Raw genomic sequence first — 18,994 nt, forward strand, 5'->3', positions numbered from 1 at the left:
CCCGCAAGGCGGCAGTCTGGAGTGGAATTTACATGCCCATTACGATTTTCGACGGTATTGTCATCGGCGTCGTGCTCTTCTCCGCCGTTTTGGCAATGGTCCGCGGCTTTTCGCGTGAAATCCTCTCGATCGCGAGCTGGGGCGGCTCGGCAGCTGCCGCTTATTACCTCTACCCCTATCTCGTGCCTTATGCGAAGCGATACACGGATGACGACCGCATCGCGATCGTCGGCTCGGCCGCCGTCGTCTTCCTCATCGCGCTGATCGTCATTTCCTTCATCACGATGAAGGTCGCCGATTTCATCATCGACAGCCGCATCGGTGCGCTCGACCGTACTTTAGGCTTCCTCTTCGGTGCTGCGCGCGGCATACTTCTGCTTGTCGTCGCCGTTGCCTTCTGGAACTGGCTGGTCGATACCGATCACCGCCCGGGCTGGGTCAATAACGCGAAATCGAAGCCGTTCCTGGATTCTCTCGTCGTTCGCCTGCAGGCGGTCTTGCCGGATGAATTCGCGCAGATGATCCAGAAGAGCATCACCGAGAAGCTTGGTGGCGCGCGCACGACGGAAGAAAATGCGCCGGCCAACGATCAGGCTCCGGCGGAAGACGCAGCACCCGCGCCTAACAATGGCGCACAGCAGCCATCGAATTGACGCAGTGTTCACTAGCTTGACCCGCGGCCTGGCAATTGCCATTTGAGCGGGACGTAAGACCAAAGGTCCGGCCGGGCATTCCGCTCTGCCGGGCCTCAGCCGTTTCAGAGCCGGCAAGCTGGTTCTGAAAGCAATTGCCGTTCAGCATGATGTTATCGGAAAGCAGCGTTTTTCCGCTATCATGCACCTGGAAATGCCGATCCATTCTTGTGAGAGCAGAGGCCCGCAGAAATGAACCAGTCCCATTCCTTCCCGATTGACGATCCGCTCGACGGAGATACGCTGCATGAAGAATGCGGCGTTTTCGGAATTCTGGGACATGACGATGCTGCGGCGCTGACGGCGCTCGGTCTCCACGCCCTGCAGCATCGAGGGCAGGAAGCGGCCGGTATCGTCTCCTTCGACGGCAAGCGCTTCCATCAGGAGCGCCATATGGGCCTCGTCGGCGACCACTATACCAACCCGGCAACGCTCGCCCGCCTGCCCGGCAGCATATCTATGGGCCACACGCGCTATTCGACAACTGGCGAAGTGGCGATGCGCAACGTTCAGCCACTCTTTGCCGAGCTGGAAGAAGGCGGCATTGCCATTGCCCATAACGGCAACTTCACCAACGGCCTGACGCTGCGCCGCCAGATCATTGCGACAGGCGCCATCTGTCAGTCGACGTCGGATACCGAAGTCGTCCTCCATCTCATCGCCCGCTCCCGCCACGCTTCCACATCCGATCGCTTCATCGACGCCATCCGCCAGATGGAAGGCGGCTATTCGATGCTCGCCATGACGCGCACGAAGCTGATTGCCGCGCGCGATCCCACGGGCATCCGCCCGCTCGTGATGGGCGAACTCGACGGCAAGCCGATCTTCTGCTCGGAAACCTGCGCACTCGACATTATCGGCGCCAAGTTCATCCGCGACGTGGAAAACGGCGAGGTCGTCATCTGCGAAATCCAGCCTGACGGCTCGATCAGCATCGATGCCCGCAAGCCCAGCAAGCCACAGCCGGAGCGCCTCTGCCTGTTCGAATATGTCTATTTCGCCCGACCGGATTCGGTCGTCGGCGGCCGCAACGTCTATACGACGCGCAAGAACATGGGCATGAACCTCGCCAAGGAATCGCCCATCGATGCCGACGTGATCGTGCCGGTGCCTGACGGTGGCACGCCGGCTGCTCTCGGCTATGCCCAGCAGAGCGGCATTCCCTTCGAATACGGCATCATCCGCAACCATTATGTCGGCCGCACCTTCATCGAGCCGACGCAGCAGATCCGCGCCTTCGGCGTGAAGCTCAAGCATTCCGCCAACCGGGCGATGATCGAAGGCAAGCGCGTGGTGCTGGTCGACGATTCAATCGTGCGCGGCACGACCTCGCTGAAGATCGTGCAGATGATCCGTGAGGCCGGCGCCAAGGAAGTGCATATCCGCGTCGCCAGCCCAATGATCTTCTTCCCGGATTTCTACGGCATCGATACGCCTGATGCCGACAAGCTCTTGGCAAACCAGTATGCCGATGTCGACGCCATGGCCAAATATATCGGCGCAGATTCGCTCGCCTTCCTGTCGATCGACGGGCTCTATCGCGCCGTCGGCGGCGAAGACCGCAACAATGCACGCCCGCAGTTCACCGACCACTACTTCACCGGTGACTATCCGACCCGATTGCTCGACAAGAACGGCGAGTCGATGGGCAGCAAGATTTCCATGCTTGCCAGCAACGGCTGAGCCGCTTCCACTTTGACTTTCCTATCTGGGGCGCTTATTGCGCCCCTTACCTTTTCAAGCACATCCGGAACCGGGGCAGATGAACATCAATCTTGAAGGCAGGATCGCGCTGGTCACGGGCGCATCGCGTGGCATCGGTTATTTCACGGCACTCGAACTCGCCAAGGCCGGCGCGCATGTGATCGCTTGCGCCCGCACCGTCGGCGGCCTGGAAGAGCTTGACGATGCCATCAAGGCTGTGGGCGGCTCTGCGACCCTCGTCCCCTTCGATCTCGCCGACATGGAAGCGATCGATCGTCTCGGCGGCTCGATCTTCGAGCGCTGGGGCAAGCTCGACATCCTCGTCGCCAATGCCGGCGTGCTCGGCGTCATCTCGCCGATCGGCCATATCGAAGCCAAGGTCTTCGAGAAGGTGATGAACATCAATGTAAACGCCACCTGGCGTCTCATCCGCTCGGTCGATCCGCTGCTGACGCGCTCGGATGCCGGCCGAGCCGTCATCATGTCCTCGGGTGCCGCCCACAAGTGCCGCCCTTTCTGGAGCGCTTATTCCGCCTCCAAGGCGGCAGTCGAAGCGCTGGCGCGCACCTGGGCCGGCGAGACGCAAACAACGTCGCTGCGCATCACCAGCGTCGATCCGGGCGCCACGCGCACCGCCATGCGCGCCCAGGCCGTTCCCGGCGAAGACCCGATGAGCCTGCCGCATCCTTCCGAGGTGGCGAAAGCAATCCTTCCCTTGCTCGGCCCCGGCGTGACCGAGACCGGCAAGCTGTTCATCGTGCGCGAAAACAAGCTGGTGGATTATCGGCTGCCGGACTAGTCGGACGCTTCAATTCGCTGCAACGGTCGGGAACAGGTGAGCCAAACGGGTCTCCGACGCGCACAACGCATTAAGGTCGACCGGTCCCCGAATGCCTTCCACGGTGCCGTTATCGGCGAATTGCCATATCGACCAACGACTGCATCCCTCCTGCGTCGGTTCCTTGAAGACGCTTCGCACCCACAGATAATGGTCGGGGAAGCGCGCTTCATTGCCTTTCAGATATTGATCGAAAAACTCCTCGGTGACGTAAAAGATGGGCTTTTCCGGAAATGTGCCTTTAAGCTCCGCGAAAAACACGTTCACCTCCGCAGCCATTTCATCGAGCGTCGGGATTTTGTCGCAATTGCCGACGAACTCCAGGTCGACGGCGATCGGCAGGGTTCCCGCTTCCTTCGGCACGGTCGCGAGGACATTATGCGCCTGATCCTTGCCGGGGCGGCAGAAGGTGAAGAAATGATATGCGCCTCTTACTAATCCGGCATCTCCGGCGCGCTGCCAGTTCTCAGCGAACTTGGAATCCCGGTGATCTCCACCTTCCGTCGCCTTCATGATCGCGAAGCGGACGTTCGCCTTCGAGGCGACGGTCTTCCAATCGATGTCGCCTTGATGGTGGCTGACATCTATACCCTGGATCGGATAGCGGCTTAGAGACGGATTGTTGAAGCGGACCATACCGAAATCGTAGGCGAAATATGCAGCTGACGCGACTGCCAGAATTGCGGTCGCGCCGATTGTCCATCGTGCAACTCCCCTCACTCATTCCTCCTGTTTTCAATGGCTTCGCAATTGGCGATGCGAGATTTACGTCTTGAAAGTGACCGAGAATCTTAAGGCAGGCATACCTCCTTCGCTGGGCGTCCGTCACTGCCGTCGATTTGCGAGATAGATAAGTCAGGTTGCCTCGGGGATCGTTGTTCGCCCTCTTGACCAAACTTCGATCCCACGCCATAAAACGCGTCATGAAAACGGTTATCTGCATTAACTGCCGGAAGATTATTCGCTAGCCCAAAGCTGGCCTGGCCGTTTTCGTCTCCCAAATGTCCAAGATGAGAAACGCCCCGGCCCGCCGGTGGCGATATTTTTTTTGCTTATGCATCTTGGGAGAGTGGAATGGGCGGCACGCCGGAACTGAAGCTGTACAATACGCTGACGCGGGAGAAATCGGTCTTCAAGCCGATCGATGCCGAAAACGTCCGCATGTATGTGTGCGGCCCGACAGTCTACGATTACGCCCATATCGGCAATGCGCGGCCGGTCATCGTCTTCGACGTGCTGTTCCGCCTGCTGCGCCATCTCTATGGCGAGAGCCATGTCACCTATGTCCGCAACATCACCGACGTCGATGACAAGATCAACGCCCGGGCGCTGCGGGATTATCCGGGTCTGCCGCTGAATGCGGCGATCCGGGCGGTGACGGAGAAGACCGAGACGCAGTTTCTTGACGATGCCTTGGCACTCGGCTCGCTCGAGCCGACGGTGCAGCCGCGTGCCACCGATAATATCGCAGAGATGATCGAGATCATCGAACGGCTGATCGCGAAGGGCCATGCCTACCAGGCATCAGGCGAGGTACTGTTCGACACGAAGTCGATGGCCGAATACGGCCAGCTTTCGAAGCGCAATCTCGATGAGCAGCAGGCCGGCGCCCGCGTTGCCGTCGATGCGCACAAGAAGAGCCCCGGCGACTTCGTGCTCTGGAAGCTGTCGGACGACAACGAGCCCGGCTGGGAAAGCCCGTGGGGCCGCGGTCGTCCTGGCTGGCACATCGAGTGCTCGGCCATGAGCGGGCGTTATCTCGGCGACGTCTTCGATATTCATGGCGGCGGGCTGGACCTGATTTTCCCGCATCACGAGAACGAGATTGCCCAGTCACGTTGCGCCCACGGTACTGACGTGATGGCGAATGTCTGGATGCATAACGGCTTCCTGCAGGTCGAAGGCCGCAAGATGTCGAAATCCGAAGGCAATTTCGTAACCATCTATGAGCTGTTGCACACGGAGACATTCGCCGGTCGCCAGTGGCCGGGCGAAGTGCTGCGTCTTGCAATGCTGATGACGCATTATCGCGAGCCGATCGACTTCTCCGTCAAGCGGTTGGAGGAAGCCGAGCGGTTGCTTGCCAAATGGCCGGCTGCCGAACCCGGCGATGCCAAGCCGGATGCGACGGTGCTGAATGCGCTGGCCGACGATCTCAATACGGTCGCAGCCGTCCAGGCGCTGCATGCGCTGGCACAATCCGGCAACGCCGCCGTCTTCGCCGCCAGCGCGGCGCTGCTCGGCGTGCTGCCGAAGAAGACCGAGATCGACGAAGCTGTCGCCACGGAAATCGATGCGCGGGTCAAGGCGCGGCTGGAACTCTTGAAGGCGAAGAATTTCGCCGAAGCCGACCAAATCCGCGATACGCTTGCCGCCGAAGGCATCCAGCTCAAGGATGGCAAGGACCCGGCAACAGGCGAGCGGGTGACGACGTGGGAGGTGAAGAAATGAACACCTATACCGGCGGCTGCCAGTGCGGGGCGATCCGCTTCCGTGCCACAGGCGTCCCGCAGGATTCGTCGATCTGTCATTGCCGCATGTGCCAGAAGGCATTCGGTGCCTATTATGCGCCGCTGGTTTCCATGCGCGGGATGGAGTTCGAGTGGACCAGAGGGCAGCGCAAGACCTTTCGGTCTTCGAATTTCGTCAGCCGCGGCTTCTGCGGCGATTGCGGCACGCCCTTGACCTACGAGGCGCCGGACGGCATGGCGGTTGCGGCGGGCGCGTTCGACGACCCATCGCTGCTGCCGCCGACCATTCAGTGGGGCGTGGAAGGCAAGATCGGCTTCGTCGATCATCTGCACGAACTACCCGGAGAGCGGACCGAGGCGGATCTTGCGGCCGGTTCCTTCCTCCACGAGATCGTTTCATACCAGCATCCGGACCATGATACCCCGGTCTGCCCGCCGGAGGATCACGCTTGATGGAAACGGCGGAGCAGACGGGTGGATGCCAGTGCGGCGCGGTTCGTTATCGGGCGCGCGGCGAACTCGGCTATCCGCATATCTGCCACTGCCGCATGTGCCAGAAAGCCGCCGGCAACTATTTCCTGCCGCTTGCAGGCGTGATGCGTGAGGATTTCGAGCTGACGCGCGGGGAGCCAAAATGGTTTTCCTCCTCCGGTCTCGTGCGGCGCGGCTTCTGCGGCGAATGCGGCACGCCGCTCTTCTACGATATTCCCGATACCGACTCCGTCAACGTCACGCTCGGCTCGCTTGACGATCCGCAGGCCGTAAAGCCGGTCATGCAATCCAATCTCGACAGCAAAATGGTCTGGTTCCATGCGCTTGACGGCTTGCCGATCGAGCCCGAACCGGAAACAACCGATCGCGAGGACCGGATCGCGGCGAGCAATCGCCAGCATCCCGACCACGATACATCCCACTGGCCACCCGGAGCAGATCCATGACCGAGACGATAAGAACAGGCGGCTGCCAGTGCGGTGCCGTGCGCTTCCGCATTTCAGGTAAGCTCGGACGCCCGTCCATCTGCCATTGCCGCATGTGCCAGAAGCAGTTCGGCGGCTTCTTTTCGGCGCTGGTGACGGCGCCGGAAGAAGGCATGGAATGGTCGCGCGGCGAGCCCGCCTATTTCCAGTCCTCGATCAATATCGAGCGCGGCTTCTGCCAGGATTGCGGTACGCCGATGACCTACCGTCATCCGGGCGGCCTGGAGCTTGCAATCGGCACGTTCGACGACCGGAGCGATCTGGCTCCGCAGGTCCAGGTCAACTACGATGCCCGCCTGCCCTGGGTCGAGACGATCTTCGACGCACCTGTCCACAAGGACCCGGATTTTTACGCCCGGCAGGAGGCAATCATCTCCTTCCAGCATCCCGACCACGACACCCCCATCTGGCCCGCAAAAGGCGTGAAGATATGACCGAAGTGCTGCGCACGCTCTATCCGGAAATCGAACCCTATGCGTCGGGCCATCTCGATGTCGGCGATGGCCATGTAATCTATTGGGAACGCTGCGGCACACCGGGCGCCAAGCCGGCGGTCTTCCTGCATGGCGGCCCGGGCGGCGGCATTTCGCCGGCGCATCGCCGGGTCTTCGACCCCAAGCTTTATGACGTCCTGCTGTTCGACCAGCGCGGCTGCGGCAAGTCGACCCCGCATGCGAGCCTGGAGGCCAACACGACCTGGCATCTCGTTGCCGATATCGAGCGGCTGCGCGAGATGGCCGGGGTCGACAAATGGCAGGTCTTCGGCGGCTCCTGGGGCTCCACGCTGGCGCTCGCCTATGCCGAGAAGCATCCGGAACATGTTTCCGAAATCATCGTGCGCGGTATCTATACGCTGACCAGGGCCGAACTCGACTGGTACTATCAATTCGGCGTCTCCGAGATGTTTCCGGACAAGTGGGAGCGCTTCGTAGCACCCATCCCGCCGGAAGAGCGCCACGAGATGATGCTCGCCTATAACCGCCGTCTCACCGGTCGGGACAGGGCTGTCGCGCTGAAAGCGGCGCAGGCCTGGAGCATCTGGGAAGGCGAGACGATCACGCTGCTGCCCGAGAAGTCGACCAGTGGCAAGTTCGAGGAAGCCGAGTTCGCCTATGCCTTCGCGCGTATCGAGAACCACTTCTTCGTCCATGCCGGCTGGATGGATGAGGGCCAGCTGCTGCGCGATGCCCACAAGCTCAAGGATATTCCGGGTGTCATCGTGCATGGGCGCTACGACATGCCCTGCCCGGCCAAATATGCCTGGAAGCTGCATAAGGCATGGCCGAAGGCCGATTTCCACCTGATCGAGGGTGCAGGTCATGCCTTCTCGGAACCCGGGATTCTCGACCAGCTCATCCGGGCGACGGATAAGTTTGCAGGGAAACTATAAAAGCCGCAGGCGGCGACAGGAAACACCACCATGACACGCGAAAGAATCTACCTCTTCGATACGACGCTCCGGGACGGGCAGCAGACGCCCGGCATCGACTTTTCCGTCGAGGACAAGATTGCGATTGCGAGCATGCTAGACGAGTTCGGGCTGGATTATGTCGAGGGCGGCTATCCGGGTGCGAACCCGACCGATACCGCCTTCTTTGCTGAGAAACGCACGAACCAGGCCTCCTTCGTCGCCTTCGGCATGACGAAGCGGCCGGGTGTTTCCGCCTCCAACGATCCGGGCATTGCCGGCCTGCTGCAGGCGCGCAGCGACGCGATCTGTTTCGTCGCCAAGAGCTGGGATTATCATGTGCAGGTCGCACTCGGCTGCACCAACGAGGAAAACCTCGAATGTATCGCCGAAAGCGTCAAGGCTGCCGTTGCCGCCGGCAAGGAGGCGATGGTCGATTGCGAGCATTTCTTCGACGGCTACAAGGCCAATCCGGAATATGCGCTTGCCTGCGCCAAGACCGCTTATGAGAACGGCGCGCGCTGGGTGGTGCTCTGCGACACAAATGGCGGCGCGCAGCCGCCGGAAGTACGCGCCATCGTCGAAGCAGCGATCGCCGCAGGCGTGCCGGGGCACTGTCTCGGTATACATGCACATAACGATACCGGCCAGGCAGTCGCCAATTCTCTGGTCGCCGTCGAGGCGGGCGTGCGCCAGATCCAGGGCACGCTCAACGGTGTCGGCGAGCGCTGCGGCAATGCCAATCTGGTGACGCTGATCCCGACGCTGGCGCTGAAGAGCGCTTATAATACGCGTTTCGAAACGGCGATCGACGCAGAGCGGCTGACCAACCTCACCCGCCTGTCGCATGCCTTCGACGAACTGCTGAACCGCTCGCCGGATCATCAGATGCCCTATGTCGGCGCGTCTGCCTTCGCCACCAAGGCCGGCATCCACGCCTCCGCCCTGCTGAAGGACCCGCGCACCTACGAGCACGTGCCGCCGGAAAGTGTCGGCAATTTCCGCAAGGTCATGGTCTCGGACCAGGGCGGCAAGGCAAACTTCATCAATGCGTTGAGGCGGCGCGGCATCGATGTCGCCAAGGACGATCCGAAGCTCGACCTCCTGATCTCCATCGTCAAGGAACGCGAAGCATCCGGCTATGCCTACGAGGGTGCGGATGCGAGCTTCGAACTTCTGGCGCGGCGCACCATGGGCACCATTCCGAACTTCTTCACGATCGACGGTTTCCGGGTGATGATCGAACGACGCTTCGATTCCCACGGCCGTATCAAGATCGTCTCCGAAGCCGTGGTGAAGATCGCCATCGACGGCCAGACGCTGATGTCGGTCGCGGAGGCGGAAGGCCCGGTCAACGCGCTCGATCTCGCGTTGCGCAAGGATTTCGGCAAGTATCAGCATGAGATCGACGATCTCGTGCTCGCCGACTTCAAGGTGCGTATCCTCAATGGCGGCACCGAGGCCATCACCCGCGTTCTCATCGAATCCACCGATTCCAGCGGCGTGCGCTGGTGGACGGTCGGCGTGTCCGAGAACATCATCGACGCCTCGTTCCAGGCGCTGATGGATTCGGTCATCTACAAGCTGATGAAGAACCGGCAGCTTGCCGGCAAGATCGCCGCCGAGTGAATGTTAAAGCAATTCCAGCAAAAGTGTGCAGCGGTTTTGCGTCCGGAATTGCGTGGAAACAAAGAGATAGAGCATTTCCGTCATTCGAAGAAAAAACGGAAATGCTCTATAGGAGGCCCCAGTCCTCCTCCGAATACCATTCGTCCTCTTGCTTCGGCACCTTCCAGCGCAGCCGCGTGATCTTCTCCATGCCACCCTGCCGGAAAGTGGACTCCAGCGCCCTGTAGGTTTCGATCGTACCGGTCGCGCCATGGCCCCAGACGAAGAAAGTGGGGCTGAGATGGCGGGCGCGATAGTCCTCCGGCGTGCGCCGGATCAGGAAGAAGCCGCCGCGGGCGCTGCGCGGCCGCAGATTGTCATTGCCGTCACGCGAGGGTGCGCAGAGCGGAAAGATCAGCCTGCCGCCAACAGCAAGATTGTCGATCCAGGCTTCGGCTGGCCTGTGAGCCGCGAAATTGACGTAGATCGCGTCGGACGGCGATTGCGGCCATTCCAGACCATTGCCGCAGATGACCTCGACATTACCGTAGGGGGCGAGATTGGCACTAGCGCGGGCGGCGAGTTCCCGGTCATATTCGATCGCCACGACATGGCCGCCGCTTTCAACCAGATGGGACAGCATGGCGGTATAGTAGCCGCCGCCGGCGCCGATATGGCAGGCAGTATCGCCGGGTTGCGGCGCCAGCCAGTGAAGGCCGAGCGCATGCAGCGAGGGACTGCCGTTGTTGACCTGCCGTCCCTCCTGCAGCGCAATCAGAACATCCTGATAAAGGACGACGGGATCGGTGGAAGCCATGTCCTGATAACCGGTCCCGTTCGCCATGCGCCATGGCGGCGGGTCGAGGAAATCCTCCCTCGGCACCGCGGCAAAGGTCTGTCGCAGCCGCTCGTCGCCCACGATACCCATCTTCGCCAGCATCTGGGCAGCATAGGCCTTTCGGCAGATCACCAGTTCCGTTTCACCCATATCCAGCCTCCCCAGCCCTGCCTGAGCCATGACCGTCTATTCACCGAAATGAATTGGCTTATTCACGCCGCTTAAGCTAATCCGGATCAGAAACAGAACAAAGATGGAAACACCGGATGTCTGCCGATGCAAGCGCCCCCCTCATCAAGAACGAAGACAGTCCACGCGGCTTTGCCTTCGCGCTGACGGCCTATCTTCTGTGGGGCTTCCTGCCGATCTACATGAAGGCAGTGGCGCATATCTCGCCGGCCGAAGTTATCGCCCACCGCATTCTGTGGTCGCTGCCGCTCGCCGGCATCGTGCTCCTGGTGCTGGGGCGCACGCAGGATATTGCGGTTGCTCTGCGCTCTCCCCGCATGCTCGCCATGGCAATGATGACCGCGGCGCTGATCACCGTGAACTGGGGCACCTATGTCTGGGCGATCGGCGCCGGCCATTCGCTCGACGCGGCCATGGGCTATTTCATCAATCCGCTCTTCAGCATCTTTCTCGGTGCAGTGCTCCTGAAGGAAAAGCTGCAGCCGATGCAGATCGCGGCGATCTGCCTTGCCGGCCTTGCGGTCGTGGTACTCGCCTTCGACAGCGGCGGCATTCCCTGGGTGGCGCTGACGCTCGCCATCAGTTGGGGCTTCTATGCGCTGTTTCGCAAGACGCTGCCGCTTGGCCCCAACCAGGGCTTCTTCCTGGAAGTGCTGATTCTCAGCCTGCCGGCGCTGCTTTACATCCTCTACCTGGAATTCGTCAGCGGCGAAGGGCACTTATACCGCACGGGCCTTTCCGACACCGCCCTGCTGCTCGGCTGCGGACTGATTACTGCCGTGCCCTTGATGATCTACGCCAACGGCGCCAAGCTGCTCAAGCTGTCGACGATCGGTATCATGCAGTATATCGCGCCGACGATGATCTTCCTCATCGCCGTCTTCATATTCCACGAAGAGATGAACACGGCGCGCATGATCGCCTTCCCGCTGATCTGGGCGGGTCTCTTCTTCTACAGCTGGTCGATGCTGAAGACGGCGCGCGGGCGCTGAGCGCAGCCTTTTTCACGCAATTCCGGACGCAAACCGTTGCACAGCTTTGCTGGAATTGCTTGAGAACCTACATCTTCGAGATGACCTCGTCCTCGCCGTCACGATCGGCGGCAAGCTCTGCCGCCTGCGCCATGATGGCCGGGATGATGCCCGAGATCTCGTCGACGACGAGCGGCTGGACACGGTGGGCGGTGTGCAGGAAACCTTCGCCCGTCATGTGGCGCAAGAGCTCCATCATCGGATCCCAGAAACCATTGATGTTAGCGAAGACCATCGGCTTTTCATGACGGCCGAGCTGTGCCCAGGTCATGATCTCGACGATCTCCTCCAGTGTGCCGATGCCTCCGGGCAGCGCGACGAAAGCATCAGAGCGCTCGAACATCGTGTGTTTGCGCGCATGCATGTCAGGGGTTACAATAAGCTCGTTGAGTTGGCCCAGGGAATGGCGAGTCGCCTCCATGTCGATCAGGAACTCGGGAATGATGCCCGTCACCTGACCACCGTTGGATAGGGTCCCGCTGGCCACAGCACCCATGATGCCTTTCGTGCCACCGCCGTAGATGAGGCGAAGGCCATATTCTGCGATCTCTTTTCCGAGTGCGCGGCCGGCAGCCATATGGGAAGGATCGCGTCCCGGCCGAGAGCCGCAGTAAACGCAGATGGATCGAATCGATACAGATTGTTCGGTCATAGGGGAAAAACAACTATTCCATTTCAATGCAGTCAAGAAAATTGACTGAAAAGCGGCGTGCAGCGCTTGCGTAATTGCTTTGAATGCTTGTGAAAAGCAACGGGAATCGCTAGCAATTTCTGAATACTACGGCAATTTGCCGCCTTGGGAGACGTAATGATGAAAAACCGTGCCGGCTTGCTGGCCCTCGCAGTGCTTATAATTGCAATCATACTGATGGTGTTTTTCGTCATGCCTCGTCTCGGTTCCGATGTGGCGAAGGTTGGTGACGCCATCAACCAGGCCGGCACTGAGGTCCACAACACGGTTAACGAAACGTCCAAGACCTCCCGCTCCGCCGTTGTGGATGCAGCACCCGTCGTCCAGAAGATCGGCAGCCTCACCGCCGATGCCGGCAAATCTCTCTCGGGACTTAAGGCGCTGTTCGTCGATGGCAAGGTGCCAGCCGCCAATGCGCTTGCAGGCGTCAAAACTACAGCCGTGAACGCGCTGACCGCGATCGTCGATTTCGCCGCTCCCGAAGGTCTCGACACCACAACCGCAGGCCTCGTCTCCAAGGCCAAGGACGGTGCGGGCAAGGCGCGCGACATTATCCAGAATCTCCCTGAAAATGCCGCCGATGCGCTGGCTGCACTCGCACGGGCCGAAATCGCATTGGCCGGTACGTCGGAGCCAGCCGGCCAGCCGGCTGCTGCCAATGGCCAGACGCCTCCCGCTGCCGATACCGCTTCCAGCACCGGCCCGAAGGTGCCTGCTTTCGACGTTCTGCGCGTCGAGCCCGATGGTTCGACCGTCATTGCCGGCTCGGCCGAGCCGCATGGCAAGCTGGAAGTGCTTGACGGCGACAAGGTGGTCGTGACGACCGATGTCGATGGAACCGGCGATTTTGCCGTCGTTCTCGACAATCCGCTTCCCGCCGGCGACCATCAGCTCGTGCTGAAAGTGACGGGCAAGGACGGCAAGACCACGCTCTCGGAAGAAGTTGCGACCGTTTCCGTGCCAAAGGACGGCAGCGGCAGCGAATTGCTCGCCATGGTCTCCAAGCCCGGCACCGCAAGCCGCATCATCACGGCGCCGAAGGCTGAGGTCGCCAGCGCCCAGCCGCCTTCCGCCAATGATGCATCCGCAGCGTCTGCCGGCAACGCCGCCCCTGCTCCCGATGGCGAGGCAAAGGATCAGGTCGCCATGCAGACCCCGGATATGCCTGCCGGCGCCGGCGACAATGCCAAGACGGCACCGGCAGTTCCCGGCACCCAGCTGGGTGGCGGCAGCACGGCTGACGTGATGGTCAGCGCGGTCGAGATCGAGGGCAACAAGATCTTCATCGCCGGCACGACGCACGCCAACGCCAAGGTCATTGGCTATGCCGATGATGCGCTGATCGGCCAGGATACCGCAGGGCCGGACGGTCACTTCGTCATTGATGGGGTGAAGGATCTTTCGGTCGGCGACCACAAGATCCGCGTCGATGTCGTCGATGCCGCCGGCAAGGTGCTGGTGCGCGCCACCGTTAATTTCAACCGCCCGGCGGGCGATCAGGTCACGGTTGCCGCCCAGTCCGGCAGCAATGCAAATCAAGCCGCACTCCCACTCGACGAAGGCCAGCTCGGCAAGCTCAAGGGCGACGCGGCGAAGGCTTTCGGCCTGCTGAGGGGCCTGTTTGCAGACGGCAAGGTGCCGGGTGTCGAACAGCTAGCGGCGGCCCGCTCGGCCACGGAATTCTCTCTGCGCTCGCTCGTCGACTTCCGTCCGGGCATCGATGCGACCGACGCCTTCAAGCAGGCATCGGCTTCCGCATCGCAGATCGCCGGCAACGCGCTTAGGATATTGCAGGGCCTGCCGAAGGACGCCAAGTCCGTCGGCAGTGCGCTCGACAATCTCGGCGCGATCATTGCCGAGCTGACGGTTCCCCCGGCGAACGAGGTGTCCGATGCCAGCCAGCCGAAGACGATCGAGCAGGCGCCGCTGACGGCAAACAACAACGCCGTCATCATTCGCCGTGGCGATACGTTGTGGCAGATCTCGCGCCGCACCTATGGCCTCGGTGTGCGCTATACGACGATCTACATCGCCAACGAGGACAAGATCATCAATCCGGACCATATCCGTCCGGGCCAGGTCTTCGGCCTGCCGAAGGATGCGCTGCCGAATGCCGAGGAGCTGCACCGCAAGCGGCTCTCCGGCGGCCACCTCTAAAACTTCGAAACGGCGGCCCATCGGCCGCCGTTTTCGTTAGAGCCGACGCGCAACTATCGCCCATAAAATCCGCATCAATGTTGTATTCGGCCAGCCAGTGGCATATCTCGCGGGAACGGCGACAGGTCGCGACAGCAGCGGCCCGCCGGGCTGGAGATAGGCATGGCTAACGGCAAGACAGTTTCAGATACCAACCTGCTGGGAACGCTCTACAATCTCTGGCCCTACATGTGGCCGGCGGACCGGCCGGATTTGAGGATGCGGGTGGTGTGGGCCTCGGTCTACCTGCTGATCTCGAAATTCGTCCTGCTCCTGGTGCCCTATTTCTTCAAGTGGTCCACCGACGCTTTGAACGGCAGGATGGACCTGCAAGGCACGCTGCCCCCGCTGCTGATCGGCGCAACCGCACTCGTCATCGCCTACAACCTGACGCGCCTCATCCAGCTCGGCCTCAACCAGCTGCGGGATTCGCTGTTTGCCAGCGTCGGCCAGTATGCCGTGCGCCAGCTTGCCTACCGCACCTTCGTGCATATGCACGAGCTTTCCCTGCGCTTTCATCTGGAGCGCAAGACGGGCGGGCTTTCGCGTATCATCGAGCGTGGCACCAAGGGCATCGAAACGATCGTGCGCTTCACGATCCTGAACTCCGTCCCGACCGTCATCGAATTCCTTTTGACGGCAGCGATCTTCTGGTGGGGCTACGGCTTCTCCTATCTCGCCGTCACCGCCTTTACCGTCTGGGCCTATATCTGGTTTACAATCCGCGCTTCCGACTGGCGCATCTCCATCCGCCGCACGATGAACGACAGCGATACCGACGCCAACACCAAGGCGATCGACTCGCTCCTCAACTTCGAAACCGTCAAATATTTCGGCAATGAGGAGATGGAGGCCAAGCGCTTCGACGCCTCGATGGAACGCTATGAGAAGGCGGCGACCGATGTGTGGACCTCGCTCGGCTGGCTGAACTTCGGCCAGGGTGTGATCTTCGGCATCGGCACGACGATCATGCTCGTTCTCTCGGCCTGGTCGGTGCAGAGCGGCGAGCACACGGTCGGCGATTTCGTCTTCATCAATTCCATGCTGCTGCAGCTTTCGGTGCCGCTGAACTTCATCGGTTTCGTCTATCGCGAAATCCGCCAGGGATTGATCGACATCGAGCAGATGTTCGATCTACTGGAAGTAAAGGCCGAAGTGCTGGACGCGCCTGATGCGAAGGCGCTTTCCATCGGCCAGGGCGCCATCTCCTTCAAGGATGTGCATTTCGCCTATGATGCGGCCCGACCGATCCTCAAGGGTATTTCCTTCGAGGTGCCTGCCGGCAAGACGGTCGCCGTCGTCGGCCCCTCCGGGGCCGGCAAGTCAACGCTGTCGCGACTGCTCTATCGTTTCTACGATATCCAGAGCGGCGCGATCACTGTCGATGGGCAGGATATACGCGGCATCACGCAGAAGAGCCTGCGCTCGGTCATCGGCATGGTGCCGCAGGATACGGTGCTGTTCAACGACACGGTGGCCTACAATATCCGCTACGGGCGGCCTTCGGCCAGCGAAGCCGACGTGAAGCAGGCCGCCGACATCGCCCAGATCGGGCATTTTATCGAGACGCTGCCGGAGGGCTTCGAAACCAAGGTGGGCGAGCGCGGATTGAAGCTTTCGGGTGGAGAGAAGCAGCGCGTGGCAATCGCCCGCACCATCCTGAAGGCCCCGCCCATCCTCATCCTCGACGAGGCGACCTCGGCGCTCGACACGACGACGGAGCGGGAAATCCAGACGGCGCTCGACGTCGTTTCCAAAAACCGCACGACGCTGGTTATCGCCCACCGCCTGTCTACCGTCATCAGCGCCGATGAGATCATCGTCTTGAAGAGCGGCGAGATCGCCGAGCGCGGCACGCATGCCGCTCTTCTCGAACAGAACGGCCTCTATGCCTCGATGTGGAGCCGCCAGCGCGAGGCGACACAGGCCGAAGAGCATCTGAAGCAGGTTCGCGAGAGCGACGAACTGGGCATCGTCAACCGTCTGGCGCCTGCGACCTAACGCCGGAAACGGGCCAAACCGCTCGTTTTGTTGTATAGAACCGACGCATCGAAAGCGGCCTGCGGTCCATGCCATTGCTCCTCAGGTCGTTTTTCTGTAACCAGCGGATACGAAAAACGACAGGAGGCCGGCATTCATGAGCTTGTTCGATACGGTTCGCAACACGATTGTTCCGGTGCACAAGGAAGGTTATCCCTTCGTCGCCGCCTTCTTCGTCGCGTCGCTCGTATTGGGCTGGATCTTCAAGCCGCTCTTCTGGATCGGCCTTATCCTGACGCTCTGGTGCGCCTATTTCTTCCGTGATCCCGAGCGCGTCACCCCGCAGGACGACGATCTCGTCATCTCGCCTGCGGATGGCAAGGTCTCCTCGATCCAGATGGTGACGCCGCCGGCCGAGCTGAACCTCGGAACCGAGCCGATGCTGCGCATCTCCGTCTTCATGAACGTGTTCAACTGCCATGTGAACCGCGCGCCGATGCGCGGCCGCATCGTCAGCATCAATTATCGCCCCGGCAGCTTCGTGAATGCCGAACTCGACAAGGCGAGCGAGGAGAACGAGCGCAACGGCCTCGTCATCGAGACCCGCCACGGGCAGATCGGCGTCGTGCAGATTGCCGGCCTCGTCGCACGGCGCATTCTCTGCTTTTCACATGCCAACGAACCTGTCGATGCCGGCGAACGTATCGGCCTCATCCGCTTCGGTTCGCGGCTCGACGTGTTCCTGCCTGCTGATACCGCGCCGCGCGTCTCGCTCGGTCAGACGGCGGTTGCCGGCGAGACCGTCATTGCGGAATTCGCCTCGGCAAAGGGTCCGGTCATCAGCCGCCGCAGCTAATTTTCAGGAGAGCGCGATATGGAAACACCCTTTCCGCCCTTCGAACCGAACGGCCCGAGCGACGATTCGGCGCGCGGGCCGCGCCTGCGCGAGATTCCGATCCGGCTCGTCGTTCCGAACCTCATCACCATCCTTGCCATCTGCGCCGGCCTGACCGGCATCCGGCTCGCCTTCGAAAGCCGCTATGAGCTGGCTGTCGCCATGGTGCTCGTCGCCGCCTTCCTCGACGGTATCGACGGTCGTGTGGCGCGCCTCATGAAGGCCACGTCGAAATTCGGCGCGCAGATGGATTCGCTTGCCGACATCGTCAATTTCGGCGTCGCCCCTGCCCTCGTGGTCTATGTCTATGCGCTCGACCAGGCGCGCTCGCTAGGCTGGATCGCTGCGCTCATCTACACGATCGCCGCCGGCCTCAGGCTGGCACGCTTCAATGTGATGTCGGAACGCGACAACCGCGCGCCCTGGCAATCGGAATATTTCGTCGGCGTGCCGGCGCCGGCCGGCGCGATGCTGGTGCTCCTGCCCGTCTATCTCGGCTTTCTCGGCCTCACCACCGACCGGACCTTCGCCTTTCTCTCCTCGGGCTACACGGTCCTCATCGCTTTCCTGCTCATCAGCCGCCTGCCTGTCTGGTCCGGTAAATCCGAGAGCCGCATGCGCCGTGATCTCGTACTGCCGGCCATGCTCGGTGTGGTGATCTACGTCGCGATGCTGATGAGCTTTACCTGGGAAGTGATGGTCTTCACGGTCTGCGCCTACCTCATTTCGCTGCCCTTCGGAGCGCGGAAGTGGAAACGCAAATATGGCACGCTGACCATCGAGGAACCCGGTATCGGCGAGGACGACATCGGTCGTCACATCTGAGCATCCACTTTATTAAGTAAGTATTAACGAACGCAGGCTTCGGTTAAGCCTCGCGAATTATGCTCCGTGGTTACATTTCCTGATAGGCGATGCCTCTCTTTTGTCGCTATTAAAGACAAAAGAACAAGACAGATAAAATTCTAGGAAACACGTAAGGAGAGTATCGTGACCTCGAAGAAGACAACGGAACAGCAGCAGACAGCCAAGCCGGATCTCACGACCAACTACCGCCCGCTCGGCCTTAAGGCCGTCGCTGCGGCCTCGATGATGGCAAAGCCGGCACCGGTCAAGAAGCTCGCCTAAGCGGGCGTAAAGAACCGCGCGAGCAGGCTGACCGCCGGCAGGCTCGTGACGATGCCGATAGTGTCACTCGCTTCCTGCATTGTCAGGCCGTGGAGAAACTCGCCTCTTTCGAGGAAGTTGACGATCTCCACGATGACGCGGGTTGAACATTATGAAGGTGTGCGTGGTGTGCAGCACGAGATGTTCGGCGGCACCCTGCAATCTCGTCGATGCGACCGACACCTTCCCGTCGTTCGGCCCCTCTATGATGGAACTGAAAACTGGATTGACACCTATGTCGCCGGCGATGATTCCAACCGGATAGTCCGGGGCTGGTAGAAGCTTCGGTACTGCGGTTGCGCCGGTTCC

General features: G+C 60.9%; 17 protein-coding genes and 1 pseudogene. 15 read left to right on the forward strand and 3 right to left on the reverse strand.

Translation table 11 applies throughout. The features are described 5' to 3' along the window. Positions 1-32 precede the first annotated feature (32 nt). From AC1DUP_RS12775 to AC1DUP_RS12785, 3 genes are all read left to right on the forward strand, one after another. Positions 33-653 carry a CvpA family protein gene (locus AC1DUP_RS12775; RefSeq protein WP_113295228.1) on the forward strand — a complete coding sequence of 207 codons (621 nt, stop codon included), beginning with the start codon at positions 33-35 and terminating at the stop codon, positions 651-653. Positions 654-884: 231 nt separating this feature from the next. After that, positions 885-2,375, forward strand: a complete 1,491-nt coding sequence (gene purF / locus AC1DUP_RS12780) for an amidophosphoribosyltransferase (RefSeq protein WP_113295227.1) — start codon at positions 885-887, stop codon at positions 2,373-2,375. Between the two features lie 79 nt (positions 2,376-2,454). Then, complete coding sequence (locus tag AC1DUP_RS12785; protein ID WP_113295226.1) at positions 2,455-3,195, forward strand: SDR family NAD(P)-dependent oxidoreductase; 741 nt, start codon at positions 2,455-2,457, stop codon at positions 3,193-3,195. 9 nt (positions 3,196-3,204) lie between these two features. On the opposite strand, the gene AC1DUP_RS12790 is transcribed toward AC1DUP_RS12785, so the two are convergent. Beyond that, on the reverse strand, positions 3,205-3,954 hold the full coding sequence (locus AC1DUP_RS12790) for a glycoside hydrolase family 25 protein (protein WP_477832824.1): 750 nt from the start codon (positions 3,952-3,954) through the stop codon (positions 3,205-3,207). Between the two features lie 354 nt (positions 3,955-4,308). On the opposite strand from AC1DUP_RS12790, the gene cysS reads away from it, so the two are divergent. Genes cysS through cimA form a run of 6 tightly spaced genes read left to right on the forward strand, consistent with a single transcriptional unit; the run spans position 4,309 to position 9,719 of the window. Further along, on the forward strand, positions 4,309-5,685 hold the full coding sequence (cysS, locus tag AC1DUP_RS12795) for a cysteine--tRNA ligase (protein WP_477832825.1): 1,377 nt from the start codon (positions 4,309-4,311) through the stop codon (positions 5,683-5,685). Further along, the gene (locus AC1DUP_RS12800) at positions 5,682-6,158 is read left to right on the forward strand and encodes a GFA family protein (RefSeq protein WP_477832826.1); all 477 of its coding nucleotides are present in this window, start codon (positions 5,682-5,684) and stop codon (positions 6,156-6,158) included. The genes cysS and AC1DUP_RS12800 overlap by 4 nt, the downstream gene beginning before the upstream one ends. Next, positions 6,158-6,643 (forward strand): GFA family protein, encoded by a 486-nt coding sequence (locus AC1DUP_RS12805; RefSeq protein WP_477832827.1) that lies wholly within the window; start codon positions 6,158-6,160, stop codon positions 6,641-6,643. The genes AC1DUP_RS12800 and AC1DUP_RS12805 overlap by 1 nt, the downstream gene beginning before the upstream one ends. After that, positions 6,640-7,116, forward strand: a complete 477-nt coding sequence (locus AC1DUP_RS12810) for a GFA family protein (RefSeq protein WP_113295221.1) — start codon at positions 6,640-6,642, stop codon at positions 7,114-7,116. Before AC1DUP_RS12805 ends, AC1DUP_RS12810 begins: the two co-directional genes overlap by 4 nt. Further along, positions 7,113-8,072 (forward strand): prolyl aminopeptidase, encoded by a 960-nt coding sequence (gene pip, locus AC1DUP_RS12815; protein WP_477832828.1) that lies wholly within the window; start codon positions 7,113-7,115, stop codon positions 8,070-8,072. The genes AC1DUP_RS12810 and pip overlap by 4 nt, the downstream gene beginning before the upstream one ends. A 30-nt stretch (positions 8,073-8,102) precedes the next feature. Next, on the forward strand, positions 8,103-9,719 hold the full coding sequence (cimA, locus tag AC1DUP_RS12820) for a citramalate synthase (RefSeq protein WP_113509070.1): 1,617 nt from the start codon (positions 8,103-8,105) through the stop codon (positions 9,717-9,719). 106 nt (positions 9,720-9,825) lie between these two features. On the opposite strand, the gene AC1DUP_RS12825 is transcribed toward cimA, so the two are convergent. After that, positions 9,826-10,686, reverse strand: a complete 861-nt coding sequence (locus AC1DUP_RS12825; RefSeq protein ID WP_477832829.1) for a protein-L-isoaspartate O-methyltransferase family protein — start codon at positions 10,684-10,686, stop codon at positions 9,826-9,828. 116 nt (positions 10,687-10,802) lie between these two features. On the opposite strand from AC1DUP_RS12825, the gene rarD reads away from it, so the two are divergent. Next, positions 10,803-11,717 carry an EamA family transporter RarD gene (gene rarD / locus AC1DUP_RS12830; RefSeq protein WP_477832830.1) on the forward strand — a complete coding sequence of 305 codons (915 nt, stop codon included), beginning with the start codon at positions 10,803-10,805 and terminating at the stop codon, positions 11,715-11,717. A gap of 67 nt (positions 11,718-11,784) precedes the next feature. Here rarD and AC1DUP_RS12835 read toward each other — a convergent pair whose 3' ends face one another. After that, complete coding sequence (locus AC1DUP_RS12835) at positions 11,785-12,408, reverse strand: LOG family protein (RefSeq protein ID WP_113295216.1); 624 nt, start codon at positions 12,406-12,408, stop codon at positions 11,785-11,787. Between the two features lie 156 nt (positions 12,409-12,564). Here AC1DUP_RS12835 and AC1DUP_RS12840 point away from each other — a divergent pair, with 156 nt between their 5' ends. From AC1DUP_RS12840 to AC1DUP_RS12860, 5 genes and pseudogenes are all read left to right on the forward strand, one after another. Next, positions 12,565-14,604 carry a LysM peptidoglycan-binding domain-containing protein gene (locus AC1DUP_RS12840; protein WP_477832831.1) on the forward strand — a complete coding sequence of 680 codons (2,040 nt, stop codon included), beginning with the start codon at positions 12,565-12,567 and terminating at the stop codon, positions 14,602-14,604. A 162-nt stretch (positions 14,605-14,766) separates the two neighbouring features. Continuing rightward, entirely contained in the window at positions 14,767-16,644 is a 1,878-nt protein-coding gene (locus AC1DUP_RS12845) for an ABCB family ABC transporter ATP-binding protein/permease (protein ID WP_115035406.1), read from the forward strand. A 133-nt stretch (positions 16,645-16,777) separates the two neighbouring features. Further along, positions 16,778-17,479 (forward strand): annotated as a pseudogene (locus tag AC1DUP_RS12850) (phosphatidylserine decarboxylase); the annotation flags it as partial. Between the two features lie 18 nt (positions 17,480-17,497). Continuing rightward, positions 17,498-18,343, forward strand: a complete 846-nt coding sequence (pssA, locus tag AC1DUP_RS12855; RefSeq protein ID WP_113311445.1) for a CDP-diacylglycerol--serine O-phosphatidyltransferase — start codon at positions 17,498-17,500, stop codon at positions 18,341-18,343. A gap of 165 nt (positions 18,344-18,508) precedes the next feature. Continuing rightward, the gene (locus AC1DUP_RS12860; protein WP_477832832.1) at positions 18,509-18,646 is read left to right on the forward strand and encodes a hypothetical protein; all 138 of its coding nucleotides are present in this window, start codon (positions 18,509-18,511) and stop codon (positions 18,644-18,646) included. Positions 18,647-18,994 lie beyond the last annotated feature (348 nt).

It is taken from the genome of Rhizobium sp. 01L419 (genome assembly GCF_056400025.1).